At 72.5% G+C, this 15,211-nt stretch carries 13 protein-coding genes and 1 pseudogene; 6 read left to right on the forward strand and 8 right to left on the reverse strand.

Annotation, left to right across the window (positions count from 1 at the left end):
- Positions 1 to 14: 14 nt before the first annotated feature.
- A pseudogene (locus JL475_RS40005) lies at positions 15 to 128 on the forward strand (12-oxophytodienoate reductase); the annotation flags it as partial.
- A gap of 53 nt (positions 129 to 181) precedes the next feature.
- Here the strand turns inward: JL475_RS40005 and JL475_RS15925 are convergent.
- The 3 genes from JL475_RS15925 to JL475_RS15935 all read right to left on the reverse strand — a co-directional run bounded on the left by JL475_RS15925 (position 182) and on the right by JL475_RS15935 (position 2,773).
- A complete protein-coding gene (locus JL475_RS15925; protein WP_202278358.1) occupies positions 182 to 751 on the reverse strand; it encodes a hypothetical protein in 570 nt (189 codons plus the stop codon).
- A gap of 43 nt (positions 752 to 794) precedes the next feature.
- Positions 795 to 1,736 (reverse strand): N-acetylmuramic acid 6-phosphate etherase, encoded by a 942-nt coding sequence (gene murQ, locus JL475_RS15930; RefSeq protein ID WP_202278359.1) that lies wholly within the window; start codon positions 1,734 to 1,736, stop codon positions 795 to 797.
- 128 nt (positions 1,737 to 1,864) lie between these two features.
- Positions 1,865 to 2,773, reverse strand: a complete 909-nt coding sequence (locus tag JL475_RS15935) for a MurR/RpiR family transcriptional regulator (RefSeq protein WP_202278360.1) — start codon at positions 2,771 to 2,773, stop codon at positions 1,865 to 1,867.
- A gap of 55 nt (positions 2,774 to 2,828) precedes the next feature.
- Between JL475_RS15935 and JL475_RS15940 the strand changes: the two genes are divergently transcribed.
- Together JL475_RS15940 and JL475_RS15945 are read left to right on the forward strand one after the other, a co-directional pair.
- Positions 2,829 to 3,242, forward strand: coding sequence for a hypothetical protein (locus tag JL475_RS15940; RefSeq protein WP_202278361.1), 414 nt, complete (start codon positions 2,829 to 2,831; stop codon positions 3,240 to 3,242).
- Positions 3,239 to 3,532 (forward strand): DUF4031 domain-containing protein, encoded by a 294-nt coding sequence (locus JL475_RS15945; RefSeq protein ID WP_202278362.1) that lies wholly within the window; start codon positions 3,239 to 3,241, stop codon positions 3,530 to 3,532. The genes JL475_RS15940 and JL475_RS15945 overlap by 4 nt, the downstream gene beginning before the upstream one ends.
- Here JL475_RS15945 and JL475_RS15950 read toward each other — a convergent pair.
- A complete protein-coding gene (locus JL475_RS15950; protein ID WP_202278420.1) occupies positions 3,514 to 4,569 on the reverse strand; it encodes a GNAT family N-acetyltransferase in 1,056 nt (351 codons plus the stop codon). The genes JL475_RS15945 and JL475_RS15950 overlap by 19 nt on opposite strands.
- Positions 4,570 to 4,603: 34 nt before the next feature.
- Positions 4,604 to 5,266 carry a hypothetical protein gene (locus tag JL475_RS15955; protein WP_202278363.1) on the reverse strand — a complete coding sequence of 221 codons (663 nt, stop codon included), beginning with the start codon at positions 5,264 to 5,266 and terminating at the stop codon, positions 4,604 to 4,606.
- A gap of 244 nt (positions 5,267 to 5,510) precedes the next feature.
- Between JL475_RS15955 and JL475_RS15960 the strand changes: the two genes are divergently transcribed.
- The 3 genes from JL475_RS15960 to JL475_RS15970 all read left to right on the forward strand — a co-directional run bounded on the left by JL475_RS15960 (position 5,511) and on the right by JL475_RS15970 (position 9,958).
- Positions 5,511 to 5,621: a class III lanthipeptide gene (locus JL475_RS15960; protein ID WP_202278364.1), complete on the forward strand. Its 111-nt coding sequence runs from the start codon at positions 5,511 to 5,513 to the stop codon at positions 5,619 to 5,621.
- 108 nt (positions 5,622 to 5,729) lie between these two features.
- Positions 5,730 to 8,414, forward strand: coding sequence for a class III lanthionine synthetase LanKC (gene lanKC, locus JL475_RS15965; RefSeq protein ID WP_202278365.1), 2,685 nt, complete (start codon positions 5,730 to 5,732; stop codon positions 8,412 to 8,414).
- The gene (locus tag JL475_RS15970; RefSeq protein ID WP_202278366.1) at positions 8,411 to 9,958 is read left to right on the forward strand and encodes an ABC transporter ATP-binding protein; all 1,548 of its coding nucleotides are present in this window, start codon (positions 8,411 to 8,413) and stop codon (positions 9,956 to 9,958) included. Before lanKC ends, JL475_RS15970 begins: the two co-directional genes overlap by 4 nt.
- Here the strand turns inward: JL475_RS15970 and JL475_RS15975 are convergent.
- The 3 genes from JL475_RS15975 to JL475_RS15985 all read right to left on the reverse strand — a co-directional run bounded on the left by JL475_RS15975 (position 9,951) and on the right by JL475_RS15985 (position 14,880).
- Entirely contained in the window at positions 9,951 to 12,872 is a 2,922-nt protein-coding gene (locus tag JL475_RS15975; protein ID WP_202278367.1) for a LuxR family transcriptional regulator, read from the reverse strand. The two genes, JL475_RS15970 and JL475_RS15975, sit on opposite strands and share 8 nt — an antisense overlap.
- Before the next feature lie 218 nt (positions 12,873 to 13,090).
- Positions 13,091 to 13,756 (reverse strand): response regulator transcription factor, encoded by a 666-nt coding sequence (locus tag JL475_RS15980; protein ID WP_237407289.1) that lies wholly within the window; start codon positions 13,754 to 13,756, stop codon positions 13,091 to 13,093.
- Entirely contained in the window at positions 13,753 to 14,880 is a 1,128-nt protein-coding gene (locus JL475_RS15985; RefSeq protein ID WP_202278369.1) for a sensor histidine kinase, read from the reverse strand. The genes JL475_RS15980 and JL475_RS15985 overlap by 4 nt, the downstream gene beginning before the upstream one ends.
- Between the last annotated feature and the right edge of the window lie 331 nt (positions 14,881 to 15,211).

Here is a 15,211-nt window from a genome sequence, read left to right on the forward strand (position 1 = left end):
CTCGCAAGCACAAGCTGAATCTGACTGGCTGGACGAAGAAGCTGACCGGCAGGCCCGCCGTCACGGTCGGTGCCGAACCGGGTAGCCTCGACAACCTGCTCGACCGGCTGGAGCGCGACGAGTTCGAGCCGTACGACGCGGCGTCGCTGCGGACACTGAGCTGAGCTGTGGGCCCCGGCGGCTACGGGCCGCCCAACGGCTCGATGTCGGCCCGGACCGGCACCCCCCACACGCGCAGCACCTCGTAGTCGGTGAACTCGTGCACCACCCGGTACGCCATGGCGGGCCGGGGCCCGCGCCGCTGTGCCGCGACGTACAGCTCGGCCTCGCGCCGGTCCCGGCGCGGGGTGCCGCACAGCTGCCACGCCTGACCGTTCCACAGCTCCGGCAGCCAGCGTTGCTGCGGCCGGGGGCGGTCGCCGTGCATCCCGTACCGGGACGGGACGGGCTCGGTGGGCGGCTGGTGGGGTGCCGGCCCGTTGAACTCGGCGCGGCGGGCGGTGCGGCGCCGGGTCTCGCACAGCAGGCACAGGTCGGGGGCGCTCTCGTCGACCGGACCGGTCGGGTGCTCGGGGCAGCGGGTGCTGGGCGCGGCCGTCTCGACGCTCTCCTCCAGCCGGTCCAGCGCGCGCTTCAGGTCGGCCCGCACCTCGTGCAGCCTGGCGTCCGGCGTGTCGGCGGTCAGCGCCTCGCCGTGCTCGCCGAGGACGCGCAGGGCGCGGCCCAGGGCGGTGAGCTGCGCGTGGTTCATGTGCTTCGTCTCCGTGTGGGGGGTGGGGCCAGTATCCCAGCCGTCACGGCCGGCCGGCCGCAGCCGCCAGCGCCACGCGCAGGTGGCCGCCCGCCTCGGTCAGCAGGCGGGTGGCCGTCGGGCCGTCCACGTCGGCGAGCAGGACCAGGATGGCGTGCTTGACCTCGCCGTCCGTGGCGGCCAGGGCGCGCTCGATGTCGGCGTCCGCCGCGCCGGTCGCGAGGGCGACGATACGGCGGGAGCGGGCGCGCAGCTTCTCGTTGGAGGCGCGGACGTCGACCATCAGGTTCCCGTACGTCTTGCCCAGCCTGATCATCGTGATCGTCGAGATCATGTTCAGGACGAGTTTCTGGGCGGTGCCGGCCTTGAGGCGGGTGGAGCCGGTGAGGAGTTCCGGGCCGACGACCACCTCGACGCCGTGCTCGGCCGCCGCGGCGAGCGGGCTGCCCGGGTTGCAGGCGAGACCCACGGTCAGCGCGCCCCGCTCGCGGGCGTGGGTGACGGCGCCGACGGCGTACGGGGTGCGCCCGGAGGCGGAGACGCCGACCACCGAGTCGTCGGGGGTCAGCCCCAGCGCGGCCAGGTCGGACGCGGCCAGCTCCGCCGAGTCCTCTGCGCCCTCGACCGAGGTCACCATGGCGCCGGGGCCGCCCGCGATCAGGCCGACGACCCTGGCGGGGTCGGTGTTGAAGGTCGGCGGGCACTCGGAGGCGTCCAGGATGCCCAGCCGGCCGGCGGTGCCCGCGCCCGCGTAGACCAGCCGGCCGCCCCGGGCCATCCGGTCGGCGACGGCGTCGATCGCGGCGGCGATCCGCGGAAGCTGCTCGGCCACGGCACCGGCCACGGTGGCGTCCTCGCCGTTCATCAACCGGGCGATGTCGAGGGTGGGCAGCCGGTCGACGTCCGCCAGCTCCGGACGGAACGCCTCGGTGGTCAGGGTCTCCAACTCGGCGCGGAGGCCGCGGGGTTCGGACGTGTGGGTCATGGAACGGTTCTCTCCGGTGGTCTGTGTCCGGTGATCTGTGTGCGGCGTCTGTGTCCGGTGTCTCCGGCCGGTGCCGGAACCGTGGTGGGCGTGCTCGGCCCCGCTGCGTCCCCCCGAGCCCTGGTCCGCTACCGCGGGCCGCTCCGGTGGCGGTGGGCCAGGGCCTCGTACGAAGCGGACAGGGCCGGGGCCGCCGACTCGTAGGTGCGCTGGGCGATGCCGACGAACAGGCAGTCCACCACCAGGAGTTGACTGGTCCGGGACGACATCGCGGCCGGGCGCAGCTCGCTCTCGCGGGCCGTGGACGTGGTCAGTACGTGGTCGGCGTACTGGGTGACGGGGCCGTTCGGGCGGCCGGTCACCGCGATCGTCGTCGCCCCGCGCTCGAAGGCCACCCGCAGCGGTTCGATGACGTCCCCCGTCGACCCGGAGTGCGTGATGGCGACGGCGACGTCACCGGCGCGCAGCTGCACCGCGTTGGTGACGGCGAGGTGCGGGTCGCTGGGGGCGTGGGCTATCAGACCTATGCGCAGCAGCTTCTGGGTGAGGTCCTGGGCGACCAGGCCGGAGGCGCCGATGCCGTACACGTCCGTCCGGCGGGCGCCGGCCAGCGCCGCGACGGCCGCGCCGAGCTGGACGGTGTCCAGTCCGGCCGCGGTGTCGGCGAGGGTCTGCTGCTCGTCGTAGGCGAGCTTGGCGACGACGTCGGCGATGGGGTCGTCCACCGCGATGTCGGTCGTGATGGAGGGCGCGCGGCCGGACTGCTGCTGGGCGGCGAGCCCGGCGAGGGCGAGCCGCAGGTCGCGGTAGCCGGGGTAGCCGAGCAGGCGGGCGGTGCGGACGACGGTGGCCTCGCTGGTGCCGGTGAGCTCGGCGAGACCGGTGACCGTGAGGGCCGCGCAGCCGGCCGGGTCGCCCGCGACGGCCTCGGCGACCCGTTGCATGGAACGGGTCATCGAGGGAGCCAGCGTGCGCACCTTGGCCGCGAGGGCGGCGGGGGCGGGCGGAGCGAAAATTTCCTTCACGTCCTGGGTCACCCTTGAAAGATATTTTCGTTTCGGTGGTGCGGTCAAGGGTGCGCACAATGGGGGCATGGCCCCCCATGACGATCCCGGCGATCCCGACGACACCTCCGTCGGCCCTGTCAGCCCCCTGGAGCAGGCGTTGCACGCGGCCCGCGCGCTGGTGCTCGCGGACCTGGCCGCGCGCGAGGTCGCCGAGGCGGACGTCGTCTCGCTCGTCGAGGAGTCCGTCGCGCACCGCCGCTGGTGGGTCGAGCAGTGGCCGGAGGGCGCCAGGTTCGTCGCCGGTCTGATCGCCCAGGACGTGCAGGACGCCCTGCTGGAGCGGTACGGCCGCTGGCCGCTGTGCCCGGTGTGCGGCTCCGGCGACCCGCACGCGCTGGAGGTGGAGCCGGAACTCGGCCCCGATCCGCACTGGGTGTGCCACCTGGCGGGCGTGAAGGTCGCGGCGGTCGGCTCGCTGGGCGGGGCGGCCTCGACGTGACCCTGTACATCGACCCGCCCACCTGGCCGGGGCACGGCCGACTCTGGTCCCACCTGGTCAGCGACGTCTCCTACGAGGAACTGCACGCCTTCGCCGCCGCCCTCGGAGTCCCCCGCCGCGCCTTCGAACGCGACCACTACGACATCCCCGAGCACCGCTACCCGGACGTCGTGCTCGCCGGGGCGTTGGAGGTCAGCAGCCGCGAGGTGGTGCGGCTGCTGTACGGGGCGGGGCTGCGGGTGCGCAAGAGCACGGTGCGCGACGGCGTGGTTCAGCGGCGGAGTTCGTAGACGTACTCGCCCGCGTTCCCACCCGTGTTCTCGGCGACCCGGGTGAATCCGGCGCGGGTGACGACCTTCTGCGAGGGCACGTTGGCGCGGTCGACGACGGCGGTGACGGTCCGCACGCCGTCCTGCGCGAGCGCCCACGCCGACAGCGCGCACAGTGCCTCGGTGGCGTAGCCGTGACCGCGGGCGCCCTCGACGAGGTCGTAGCCGATCTCCACGCGGCCGTCCCCGTCCGGAGCACGGTGGAAGCCCATCGCGCCCACCGCGAGGTCGTCCGCCCGCCGCACCAGCACGTACATGGTCCACTCCGGGTGGAACACGCCTTCCTCGTACTGCTTGACCATCAATCCGGCCCCCACCCGGGTGCCGTCGGCGGGAGCGGAACCGACCCACCGGTAGCCGCCGTCGCCGCCCGTACTCAGGTCGGCGACGGTCGCGGGCGTGACGCCCTCCAGGTCGAGCCGCTCGCTGCGGAGCACCGGATTGTTGCTCCAGCGCCACTGACCGACGGGCTCGCGCCCCGGCAGGCCGCCGCGGCCGGTCGCCCACAGCAGGGTCTGCCAGGGGGTGGGGCCCGGCTGGACGTGCGGGAAGATCCGGGTGAGGACGAACGAGGCGAGCCCGGCGGGCGGTTCGTGCCGTATGTCCAGGCCCTCGGTGATGTCGTGGGTGTGCAGCAGCACCTCGGCCACGCCCATCGCGGCGAAGCCCTCGCGGTTCGCGTGCCGGAAGGGGTACGGGTGGAAGGCGTGGACCGCGCGTGGGGTGGTGCGGATCGCGGCGGCGAGCAGGGCGCCGGTCGTCCCGATCACGGTCAGGAGACCGGCGTTGTCGGTGCCGTCGTCCGGAGTGATCTCGAAGGGCACGTACGCGCCCTGCGCGCGGCCGGCCAACTGGCCCGCGTACGCGATGAGGTCGGAGGCGATGTGCACCGCCGTCGCACGGCAGTCCCACTCCAGCCGCCCGGCCCGTACCCCCTCCCACTCCCGCTCCTGGACCGCTCCCAGCGCCGCCACGCAGTCCGCGACGGCTTCCTCCACCTGTTCCGCTCCCGAGGCACGCATGCGGGGCAGGCTATGAGGGCGGCGGCGCCGGGGTCGACAGCATTTCCAGCTCGCCGCCGAGGTTGTACCGGGCGGTGGCCTCCCAGTGCTCCTGCCCGTGAGGGGTGCGGAACAGGCGAGGAAGGGCGAGGAGTTGGCGCAGTACGGCGGCCCGGCCCTCGCGGAAGGCGTCGCCCGGAACGAAGTGGTACTCCGCGCGGACGGCGGCGGTGTAGACGGCGTACGCCGACGGGGGCGAGGCGAGGATCGCCAGGTCGGCGTCGCACAGCACCTGACCGTCCCTGTCGTCCTCGGCCGGGTCGTGCGTGACGGTGAGCCGCACCAGCCGCGCCACCTCGGCGACCTTCGCCTCCGGAACCCCGGCTTCGGCCAGCGCCCGCTCGGCGAGCCGCGCGGACCGCTCCTCGTTCTCGGAGCGGTCGGGCAGGTACACGGCGTCGTGGAACCAGGCCGCGAGCCGCACGACGTCCGGGTCGTCCGCGTACGCCTCCAGCTCGTCGACGTGATCGAGCACGGAGGTGAGGTGGGCGAGCGTGTGGTAGTGCCGCTGCGGCTCCTGCCAGCGGGCGATCAGGTTCTCGGCATACGGCACAGGGTCGGGCCCGCCCCCGGAACCCCGGGCCCCCTCCAGAGCACGCACGAAACGGTCACGCAGGACGTCGGTGTCGGCCATACCGTCCATTCTTCCTCCCGCAGTGCCCGGCTCCGTGCCTCCGGGACCTCCTCACCCGCGAGAGCCGACTTCGTGCCGTCCGCGCGGTGCACCCGTTTTCTGGGGGAGGCGGGCGGGAAATATGGGGGCCGATCTCGCATGTGCGTTCAGGCCGGGCGGCGTTGACTGCGGGCGTGCCGATCGACCGGTACCTGCCCCAGATCCGCCGGCGCGTTCCAGCGCCAGACCACGAGGAGATGAATCCATGGCCGTTCTCAAGCTCCAGGCCCTGCAGCCGACCGCGGCGACCCACGGCGCCGCCATCGTCAGCCTGACGAGCAGCAGCAGCACCTGCTGCAGCACCCAGCCGAACTGATCCGACGGCGATCCGTGCGGGGACGCCGCGTCCCCGCACGGATCGCCGCTTTGTCCAGCTGTCACCAGCCGCTGCCGGCGGCGGCTCCCGGACGAACAAGAGGCTGACATGCGCAACGAACGATGGGTCAACCGATTCCTCTTCGCCTGGAACGACACGTTGTTCTTCGACCCGCTCGACGTCCATTACGAGCCGAAGGCGGACCACTTCCTCGCGGCCCTCGACGAGCGGGTGCGGGCGAGGTTCGTCCGCAGTGGCATCTGGTGGAGCCATCGGCACAACCCGGCCCTGCCGGCGCAGGGCTGGAAGATCCACGTGTCGGCGAGCCCGCGCACCGTGCGCGAGGTCGCCGCCGCGGTGATCGAGTACCTGACCACGCGGGGGATCGACTTCAAGATCGCCCTCGATCTCGATGTCTTCGAGATGCTCAACTCGAAGGGCATGTCCCGCGGCAGCGGCGGCAAGTTCATCACCGTCTACCCGGGAGACGTCGCCGAGTTCAGGTCGTGCCTGGCCGATCTGGCCCGCGTCCTGGAGGGCGTCGAAGGCGCCTACGTGCTGTCGGATCTGCGGTACCGGGACAGCAAGGCGCTCTACTTCCGGTACGGCCAGTTCCTCGACACCCACACCCTGGACGTCCTCGGCCGGCGGGTGCCGCACATCATCGGGCCGGACGGTCCGGTCCCCGACGAGCGGAGCATCGGGTACGCCCAGCCGGGCTGGGAGCCCTGGCCGTTCACCGACTGGAGTCCCGCCACCGACGAGGGGGAGGAGAGCGACCTGCTGGGGGGCCGCTTCCGGGTGACCGAGGCGATCCAGTTCTCCAACAGCGGTGGGGTGTACAAGGCCGAGGACACGGCGAACGGCAACCGGCCGGTGGTGCTCAAGGAGGCCCGCCCCCACACCAACGTCAACCCTCGCCGGGGCTACGACGCCGTGGACGTCCTGGCCCGGGAGTGGACGTTCCTCAACCGGCTGGCCGACGTCGGCTCGTACCCGGTTCCGATCACCACGTTCTCCCACTGGGAGCACCACTTCATCGCCGAGGAGTTCGTCGACGGCTCCGACATCCGCTCGGTGCTGCTGGAGCACAACCCGCTCGCGCGGCCGGGGGCCGGTGTCGAACAGTCGCGGGAGTTCCTGAGGATCTTCCTCACCGTCTTCCGCGGACTGGCGCGTGCGATCCGGGCCGCCCACGAACGCAACGTGATCCTCGGGGACTTCACCGCCGCGAACCTGCTCGTCGACCCCGAAACCTACGAGGTGACCATCGTCGACCTGGAGGCGTGCCGGCTGATCGTGGCCGAGGACCGGGAGGGGGCTCTGGAGAAGCCGGTCGAACTGTACACACCGGGGTTCAGCCTCTCCCGGAGCCGCTTCGAGGTGTCCGGACCGGAAGGCGACCTGTTCGGTCTGGCGACCACCATGGCGTACTTCATCTTCCCGATCGCGGCGATGTCGTACCTGCGCGACGACGTCATCGACCTGTACCGGATCTTCGCCGACGACCTGGGCTGGCCGGAGCGGATCCACCAGGTGATCACCGATCTGGCCCGGGCGCGGATCACCCTCACCGACGTGATCGAGATCCTGGAGCACGAGGCGGACCTGCTCGACCGGGTCGAGACGGTACCCGTGCGGCCCGTCGCCGAGGAGCGTCTCGGGCTGGCGGAGGCGGAGGCCGGGGTGGCCGCGTTCGTCGAAGCGGTCGTGGACCCCGACCGGGCGACGCTCTTCCCCGTGGACCCGTTCGCACACGTCACCAACCCGCTGAGCCTCGGCTCCGGGGCCAGTGGCGTGCTCTGGGCGCTGTACGCCTCCGGCGTCCCGGTCCGGCCCGAGTGGCGTGACTGGCTGAGCGACGAACTGGCGGCCATCGAACCGGCGGAGTACCCGGACGGTCTCATGAGCGGTCTGGCGGGCATCGCCTGGGCGGCCGACTCGCTCGGGCTCCGGCAGCAGGCCAGGGAGTTGCTGGCCCAGGCCAACCGGCGTGCGCCCGAGAGCGGCGACTACACCTTCTACTACGGCCTCGCCGGCCTGGGGATGACGAACCTGCGCTTCTTCCTCCGCGACCGGCACCAGGACGATCTCGCCGCCGCCCGGAGGTGCGCACGCGCGCTGTGCGACTCCGCGCAGGGCGACGGCCGGCACGCCTACTGGCTGAACGACTACGCGGCCAAGGGCCCGTTGACGGGACTGGGATTCGGCCAGGCGGGGGTCGCGATGTTCCTGCTGCGGATGCACCAGATCACGGGCGAGGACCGCCTGCTGCGGCTCGGGCGGCGGGCTCTGGCCTGGGAAATGGCCCATGCCAAGCCCCTGGGCGAGGACGGCCTGGTCATGTTCGAGCACGACGGGACCATGGAGCCGTACGTCGAGGTGGGGTCCGCGGGCGTGGCGCAGGTGCTGCTGCGCTACGGCGAGCTGGACGCCGCACGGAACGTCCTGCGCGCGCTGGACGTGCGGCACTCGGTGCTGCCGGGGTACGGCTTCGGCATGAGCGGCATCGCCGACGCGCTTCTGGACGCGGCCGAGATCACCGGCGACCGTTCGTACCGGGACACCGCGCTGCGCCAACTCGACTTCGTCCGGAAGGTGTTCCTGTTCGAGCCGGCTGAGCGCTTCGGGGTGCCCCGCCGTGGCGGGGTGGTGCCGCTGGGCGTCCCCGGAGAGGGACTGCTGCGCTGCGCGTGCGACTACCTGACCGGCTCGGCGGGCGTGCTGCGGGTGCTCCACCGGGTGAACAACGGCGGCACGGCGGACTTCCTGCTGGACGAGGTGACGCGGTGAGGCAGCTGTGGCACACGCTGCGGGGGCACCGGGGCCGGTTCGTCACGATCACCGTGGCCGAGACGACCACGGGCGGACTCGAGGCCCTGCTGCACCCGCTTCTGCTGAAGGCCCTGTTCGACCAGGCGATCCTGGCCGCGGACTTCCGCAGGTTCCTCCTCCTCGGCACCTTCTACCTCGTGCTCGGTCTGGCGCTCAACATCGCGGGCTACTGGATCTCCTGGTGGCGCAAGCGGTTCGAGAACTCGGTGAGACTGCGGCTGGAGATGGAGCTGCTGGACCGCACCCTCGGCCTGGACGGCCGAAAGGTGTCGGGGGCGGACAACGCCTCCTACGTCAGCCGGATCCACCAGGACGTCCACGAGGGCGTCCTGCCGGCCGTCGACGTCGCGATCCGCATCGCCAAGCAGGCCGTGGCGTCGGTCGTCTTCCTCTGCGTGCTGCTGTACCTGTCCTGGCAGGCCAGCCTCATCCTGCTGGTCATCGTGCCGCCGCTGGTGCTCGTGAGCAACCGGCTGGCCAAGCGGATCGAGGACAACACCGAACCCGAACGCGAGGCGGAGGCACGGTACATCAACCGGCTGACCCGTACTCTCGAGTCCTTCCACGCCCTCCGGGGTCTGCCCTCGCTGCTGCCCGGGACCCGCGCGGCCAACCGGGAGGCGCTGCGCGGGTTCCTCGGCATCACCTTCGTCAACTACCGGCTGTCGCTGAAACAGAGGACACTCAGCGACCTGGTCATGAACCTCTCGGACACCGCTTCGATGATCATCGGAGCCTGGTTCGTCTTCGCCGGGAGAATGACGTTCGGCAGCTTCCTCGCGTTCGTGAACTCGTTGTGGCGGGCCGTCACCGGGATCTTCGACCTCATCAACATGATTCCGCAGGTCCGCCGGAGCACCGCCGTCCTCAGACGTATCGAGGCCCTGCGCGCCTCCCGGGAGGCGCCGTACCACGAAGCGGGGTCCCTGGTGCTGGTCAGCGGAGCCCGGGTCAGGTACGGCGACGGCGCCGACGTCCCGATCGCCGACTTCGAGCTGCGAGCCGGCGAGCACGTACTGCTCCGCGGCCCGAACGGCTGCGGCAAGACCACGCTCCTGCACATCGTCTCCAAGACGCTCGCTCCCGACGCCGGCACGGTCACCCTCCCGTCCCGGGTGGCGAGCCTGACGGCTCCGGTGAACCTGCCCCCGCTGCCGGTGTGCGACCTGGTCTCCGACGAGCGGCTGCGCACGTCGATGGGTCTGGACGAGCTGGCCGACCAGCTGCCCTCCGGGCTGTCGTCCGGTCAACGGCAGCGGGTCGGCGTCGCCGCACTCCTGTGCGAGGACGCCGACGTGTACCTCGCCGACGAGCCGTTCGCGAACCTCGACGGGGCCGGCCGGGACATGGTGCTCCGGATGCTGCGGGAGCGCACCGAGGGGCGTGCGCTCCTCGTCGTGCACCACGGGGACGACGATCTCGACAGCCGCTTCGACCGGGTGGTGACCCTGGCGGGGGAACACCGCGCTCTCCTGAGCGAGTTCCCCGCGCGCCCTACATGACCAGGTCGCGGGAGGCGGAGGCGAAGGCCGACCGGTTGGGGTGGCCGGTCTTCTGGAGCAGGCTCGCCACGTGCTTCTCGACGGTTCGCGGCGAGATGTGCAGCCGGCCGGCGATGTCCTTGTTGCCGATCCGTTCGGCGAGCAGCCGGGCCACCTCGAACTCGCGGACGGTGATGCCGCACCGGCGCAGATCCGGCGGCACCTGCTCGGTCCCCGTGCGCCGCTGCCGGACCGACGCGCCCATCCCGCGGAGCAGGGCCCGGCAGGCGAGGACGACCGCCCGCAGGCCGGCACCGTGGAAGTACTCCTCCGCCTCGCGTAACCAGTCGACGGGCGAGCCCCAGCCGTCCTCGTACGCCGACCGCGCCACCAGGCGCACACAGAGGTGGCGCGCCACGGGGTAGATCGAGCCCGCCTCCAGCGCCGCGCTCGCCGCGGCCGCGGCCTCGCCGGACCGGCCCTCGCGTCCCAGCAGCACAGCGTGCGCCAGGCCGGCGAACTGGCGGTCCCAACGGGTACCGCGGGTGCCGGCCTCCGCGAGGACGGCGTCGTGCCGTCGGCCCGTGCGCCCGGCCAGCACACCCGACAGCAGGACGATGCCGTGCAGGCCGAACTCGGCGGTCGCCGGGTCCTCGGCGTCGTGTGCCGGCGCCTGCGCCAACTCCTGTTCGGCAGCATCGTGCCGCTCCTCCAGCAGCGAACAGAACGCCCGCGCCAGCCCGTACGACATCGATCGCACGCCCGGAGCGGCGTCGACGAGCGGTGCCAGTCGCTCCAGCGCGTCCTGCATCTCGGCGCGCCGGCCCTGGTGTGCGTACAGGACCGCCTCGGCCAGCAGCAGCATGGGCAGGGTCCGGCCCAGTCCCGACCGTGTCGCGTCGGCCAGCCCCTCGCGTATCCGGTCACCGGCTTCCTCGAACCGGCAGCGCCGGACCATGTCCAGCGCGAGCACGGAGCCGGTCTCGTGCGCCAGCGGCAGTGCGCCCATCCGCAGGGCCTCCTGCCGGGCCGTTTCGACGCGGCCCGGCAGGCCGCCGCGCCGCGCCGCGACCCTGGACAGGTACGTTTCCGCCGATACCCGGAGTACGGGGAGCCGCCGCGCGTGGGCGATCGCGCAGACCCGCGTGAAGTGCGTCACCGCGGTCCGCTCGTCCCGTTGCCAGGCCAGTTGCCCGAGCACCAGCAAGGCCTTGCAGAGCACCGTGGGCAGGCCGGCGCGCCGGGCCGCGTCCGCCGCGCGCCGGGCCGACTCGGCGGCGGTGCGCAGCCGGTCGGGCGCCGACCCGCTCAGCTCGACGTGCGCGGCGGCGACATCCACGAGGGCGGCGTGCGCGTCGGCCGGGCGGGGACCGAGCAGCCAGCGGGCGAGGTCGAGGTGCCGCCGAGCTTCCGCGGGCCGGCCCCTCAGGACGGCGATCTCGGCGAGGCGCGCGTGGAGCCCGGCGCGGCGCGGCGCGGGCAGGTCGTGGGCGCCGCACAGTGCTTCCAGGCCGGCGGTCAGCGTGGGCACCCGGTCGAACCGGGCCGAGCAGACGACCGCGTCCAGCAGTTGTTCCAGCACCATGGCGTGCGGCTCCGGGGCGGTCCCGGGATCGACGAGCAGGTGCGCCCGGATCAGCAACTCCACCGCCCGTTCCACCGCTCCGTCGCCCATCGCCCGCTGTGCGGCCTCGCAGTACAGGGCAATGGCCTCCCCGGTGTCGCCGGCGTGCCCGTGCAGCTCGGCCGCTTGTACGCACCACACTCCGGGCAGCCCCGGGTACAGCTCGGCCAGCGCGCGCGCCGCCCGCCCCGCGTACGTGGCACGCTCACCCGGGCCGAGGCCGTCCAGCAGAGCCTGTGCCGCCAACGGGTACCGGAAGGTGTACCACTGGGCGCGCGGTCTGTCCGGCACGACCAGGTGGGAAGCGACCGCGGCGCGCAGGATCGCGGACGCCTCACTGGGGTCGCAGCCGATCGCGTGCTGCAGCACCGGCGGTGGGAAACGCTGCCCGAACAGCGCCGCCATGCTGAGGAATCCCACTCCGCGAGGGCCGAGCCTCCCGGCTCTGCGTCTGACGCTGTCCGCGACGGTGGAGGGGACGGATGGCGTCCGGTTGTCGTCGAGAGCCTGGCCGGTGAGGCTGTGGACGAGCTCCTGGACCACGAACGGGATCCCGGCGCTGCTGGTCGCCAGCCTGTCGACGAACTCGCGGCTGACGCCGGCCGGGGTTGTGCCCAGCTCGGTCGCGACGAGGAGGCGCACATCGGCGCGGTCGAGGGGACGCAGGGTGAGCAGAGCCGCGGCTCCGCGCTGACGCGCCCGCGCGGCCAGCTCCGCCGCCGCGCAGGGTTCGCGCCCGACGGTGAGCAGGAGCGCCGTCGGCTGTTGTCCGATGTTGTCCAGCAGGTACTCGACGATCGCCAGCGTCCCGGCGTCCGCATCGTGCAGGTCGTCGAGGACCAGCAGGCAGCCCCGCTGCCGCCCGACGACGGCGAGCAGGCGCAGCACCGCCTCGGCGATCACGAGGTACGACGCGCTGCCGGCCCCGGTGTCCCTGGTGCCGGCCAGCAGAGGGGCCAGGACCGGCCCGTAGCGGCCCAGCTCGTCAAGGTCCGGCAGCAGACCGGCGCGGGCCAGCGAGAGCAGCGCTTCGGCCAGCGGCCGGTAAGGAACGACGGGGCCCACGGTGCCGGCCCGGCCCTGCGCCGTGGCCATGCCCGCCACTGCGGCCACGGCGGTCGCCTCGGCGGCGAACCGGGTCCTGCCGACGCCGGGCTCGCCGGTGACGAACACCGTCCCGCCGCGCCCTGACCGGGCGGCAGCCAGCAAGGTCACGACCTCCTCCGTCTCGGCCTCCCGTCCGATCAGTCTCCCGCGCCTCGTGCGATGGCCGTCGAGGTCCGCGGCGGTGCGGTCGTGCGACTCTGTCATCTGCCTCTCCTCGTGCGCGGGAAGGGAAGGGTCGGCTTGCCCGGGTGGGTGAGAGCTCTGTCGGTGGAACGTTTCGTCCGCCGATGCCGGCCATGAGCCGGACACTCGCACCCTTGGTGTCGTCGTCCCCGGCGGGGCTGCTGCGACGTCGGGGACGACGATACGAAGGGTGCGACCGCTCCCTGTAGCCGTCTGTTTGGGGGGCTTGCGCCGGGTTGTCAGACCCCGTCGAGGCTGTCCTCGTGCACCCGGCGGGCCAGGTCGAGCTTCGTGTACGTGGGGCGCCCCGCCTGCTGGTACTTGGCTTTGACCCGGTCCAGGTAGTCCTTGGCCGTGTGGACCGTGATGCCTGCGCGCCGGGCTGCGGACTTGAGAGTCATCCCCGACGCGTAGTCGAGCAGGATCTGCCGCTCCCGCGGCGAGAGCCGGGGCCGGTCGGGACCGTCGTCGTGGGCACAGGCGAAGGCGAGTTCCGTGGAATGGGCGTTGTGGCCCGCCGCGACGTCCTTGACGGCGGCGACGAGCGTCGGCAGGTCGTTGTCCTTGGTCAGATAGCCGTCGGCACCGGCCCGGATCGACTCGATGATCCGGGAGCGGTCCGGGACGGTGCTGATCACCAGGACACGGCTTCCGGTGCGCAGCAGTCGTCGGATGTTGTCGGCGGGGGCGGAGCCGTCCCGCAGCATCAGGTCGAGGAGGACGACGTCGGGCGGGGTGTACCCCGACTCGGCCGGAGCCGGCGGGTGTTCCGTGCCGGGCGCGCCGATGAGCGCCCCCACGGTGGCCTCCGTCGCCACCAACCGCAGCTCCGGCACCCCTCCCAGCCAGGCCCGCATGCCGTCGAGGAGCATCCGGTCGTCGTCGACCACCGCGACCGTGATCATCCCGGCCACCGCATCTCCACCCGTACCCCCTCACCGGGGGCGGTGTCCACGGTGGCCCGGCCGCCCACCTCCGCCATCCGACCGAGCACCGAACCACGCAGGCCGAGACCGGGCACGTATCGCTCGGGGTCGAATCCGGACCCCCGGTCGACCACCGTGACGACGGCCCCCTCACGCCCCTCGGCAGCCCGGGTCGCGGTGAGGTACGCGTGTCCGGTGCCCGCGTGCCGCAGCACGTTGTTGAGAGCCTCGGTCACGGCGTCGGCGAACGCGGCGGCGACCTCGGGGGGCACCTCCGGCAGGTCGTGGTACTGCGCGGTGACCCGCAGTTGGAGCCGCTCCACGGAGCCGACCGCCTCCTCCAGGGCGGCCCCGATCTCCCGGTGGCCGTCCTGGTCGGCGGTCTGTTGGACCAGTCGGCGCAGATACGCGGCTTCACGGGCGCAACGCTCCCTCACTTCCGGGGTGTTGGCGTCTATCGCGCCGGTCGCGAGGGTGGTCAGCGTGGCGAGGACCGTGTCGTGCAGGGCCCGGTGGTGCTCCAACCGCTCGGCGTAGCGCGCCTTGTGTGCCTCGGCCGCCAGCGCACGGGCGTTGGCGTCGTCGAGGAAGCGTCCCTGACGGCGCAGGTACCACCAGAAGACCCAGGCCATCACGGCCGACGACAGCAGTGAGTTGACGTGGCCGCCGAGGATCGCGCGGCTGGCGCCCACCAGCTGGTAGCCGATGAGGTGGGTCACCACGAGGAGGGCGAGCGCGGTGAGCACGTGGCTCCGTTCGAGGGCGATGGCGGCGGTGGCGCTCGCCGATCCGCCGAGCAGCATCGCCCACCCGAGCGAGGCGGGCTCTCGCACACCGCCCCATGCGCAGAGGGCCAACGGCAGAAGGCAGCCGGTGACGAGGACGTCCGCCCAGACGTGCCGTCGGTCGAACCAGCCGTGCCGCAGGGCCGTGGAGTAACCCAGCACACTCAGCCCCAGAGCCGCGAGGAGACCCGCGTAGTGAAGGGAAAGGATCCGATGGCCCTGGGCGACCGCGAGAACGCCGACCGTGAGATGGCTCGCCCGGTAGAGGAGCGTGGCCAGGATCATGAAGGCCCGGGCACGCTGGAGACCCGACCCCACCCCTGTCGTCCCCCACACTGCCCGCAAACGCCGTATCGGTAAGAACCCCACCGACATGACCATGCTTCTCCCTGTTTGTGGCACGGCGTCCCGGAGCTCGCCCCGTGCGAAACGACGGTCGAGGACATCACTGCCCGCAATCTTCACCGGTGCCACACATTTTGCCCGGGCGGGTGCGTGCCGTACGCCCCTGTCGCCGGGGCCCCGGCCGCATGGTCCGCGTTCATGGCTCATGTACGCCGCGCGCACTGACCGAAAAGCGCCGTAAAAATGGCGTGGCGTCGGCTTGGACCGCTTCCGTCGGCCTTGGCAGCATCGGCGGCAGCAAACA

It is taken from the genome of Streptomyces sp. M2CJ-2, from assembly GCF_016757295.1.
Taxonomy (GTDB): domain Bacteria; phylum Actinomycetota; class Actinomycetes; order Streptomycetales; family Streptomycetaceae; genus Streptomyces.

Excerpts from the sequence above, each read along its gene's own strand:
- JL475_RS15975 (WP_202278367.1), bottom strand. The coding sequence starts at position 12,872 with ATGACAGAGTCGCACGACCGCACCGCCGCGGACCTCGACGGCCATCGC.
- JL475_RS15925 (WP_202278358.1), bottom strand. The coding sequence starts at position 751 with ATGAACCACGCGCAGCTCACCGCCCTGGGCCGCGCCCTGCGCGTCCTC.
- JL475_RS15955 (WP_202278363.1), bottom strand. The coding sequence starts at position 5,266 with ATGGCCGACACCGACGTCCTGCGTGACCGTTTCGTGCGTGCTCTGGAG.
- JL475_RS15960 (WP_202278364.1), top strand. The coding sequence starts at position 5,511 with ATGGCCGTTCTCAAGCTCCAGGCCCTGCAGCCGACCGCGGCGACCCAC.
- JL475_RS15980 (WP_237407289.1), bottom strand. The coding sequence starts at position 13,756 with ATGATCACGGTCGCGGTGGTCGACGACGACCGGATGCTCCTCGACGGC.
- JL475_RS15940 (WP_202278361.1), top strand. The coding sequence starts at position 2,829 with ATGGCCCCCCATGACGATCCCGGCGATCCCGACGACACCTCCGTCGGC.
- murQ (WP_202278359.1), bottom strand. The coding sequence starts at position 1,736 with ATGACCCACACGTCCGAACCCCGCGGCCTCCGCGCCGAGTTGGAGACC.
- lanKC (WP_202278365.1), top strand. The coding sequence starts at position 5,730 with ATGCGCAACGAACGATGGGTCAACCGATTCCTCTTCGCCTGGAACGAC.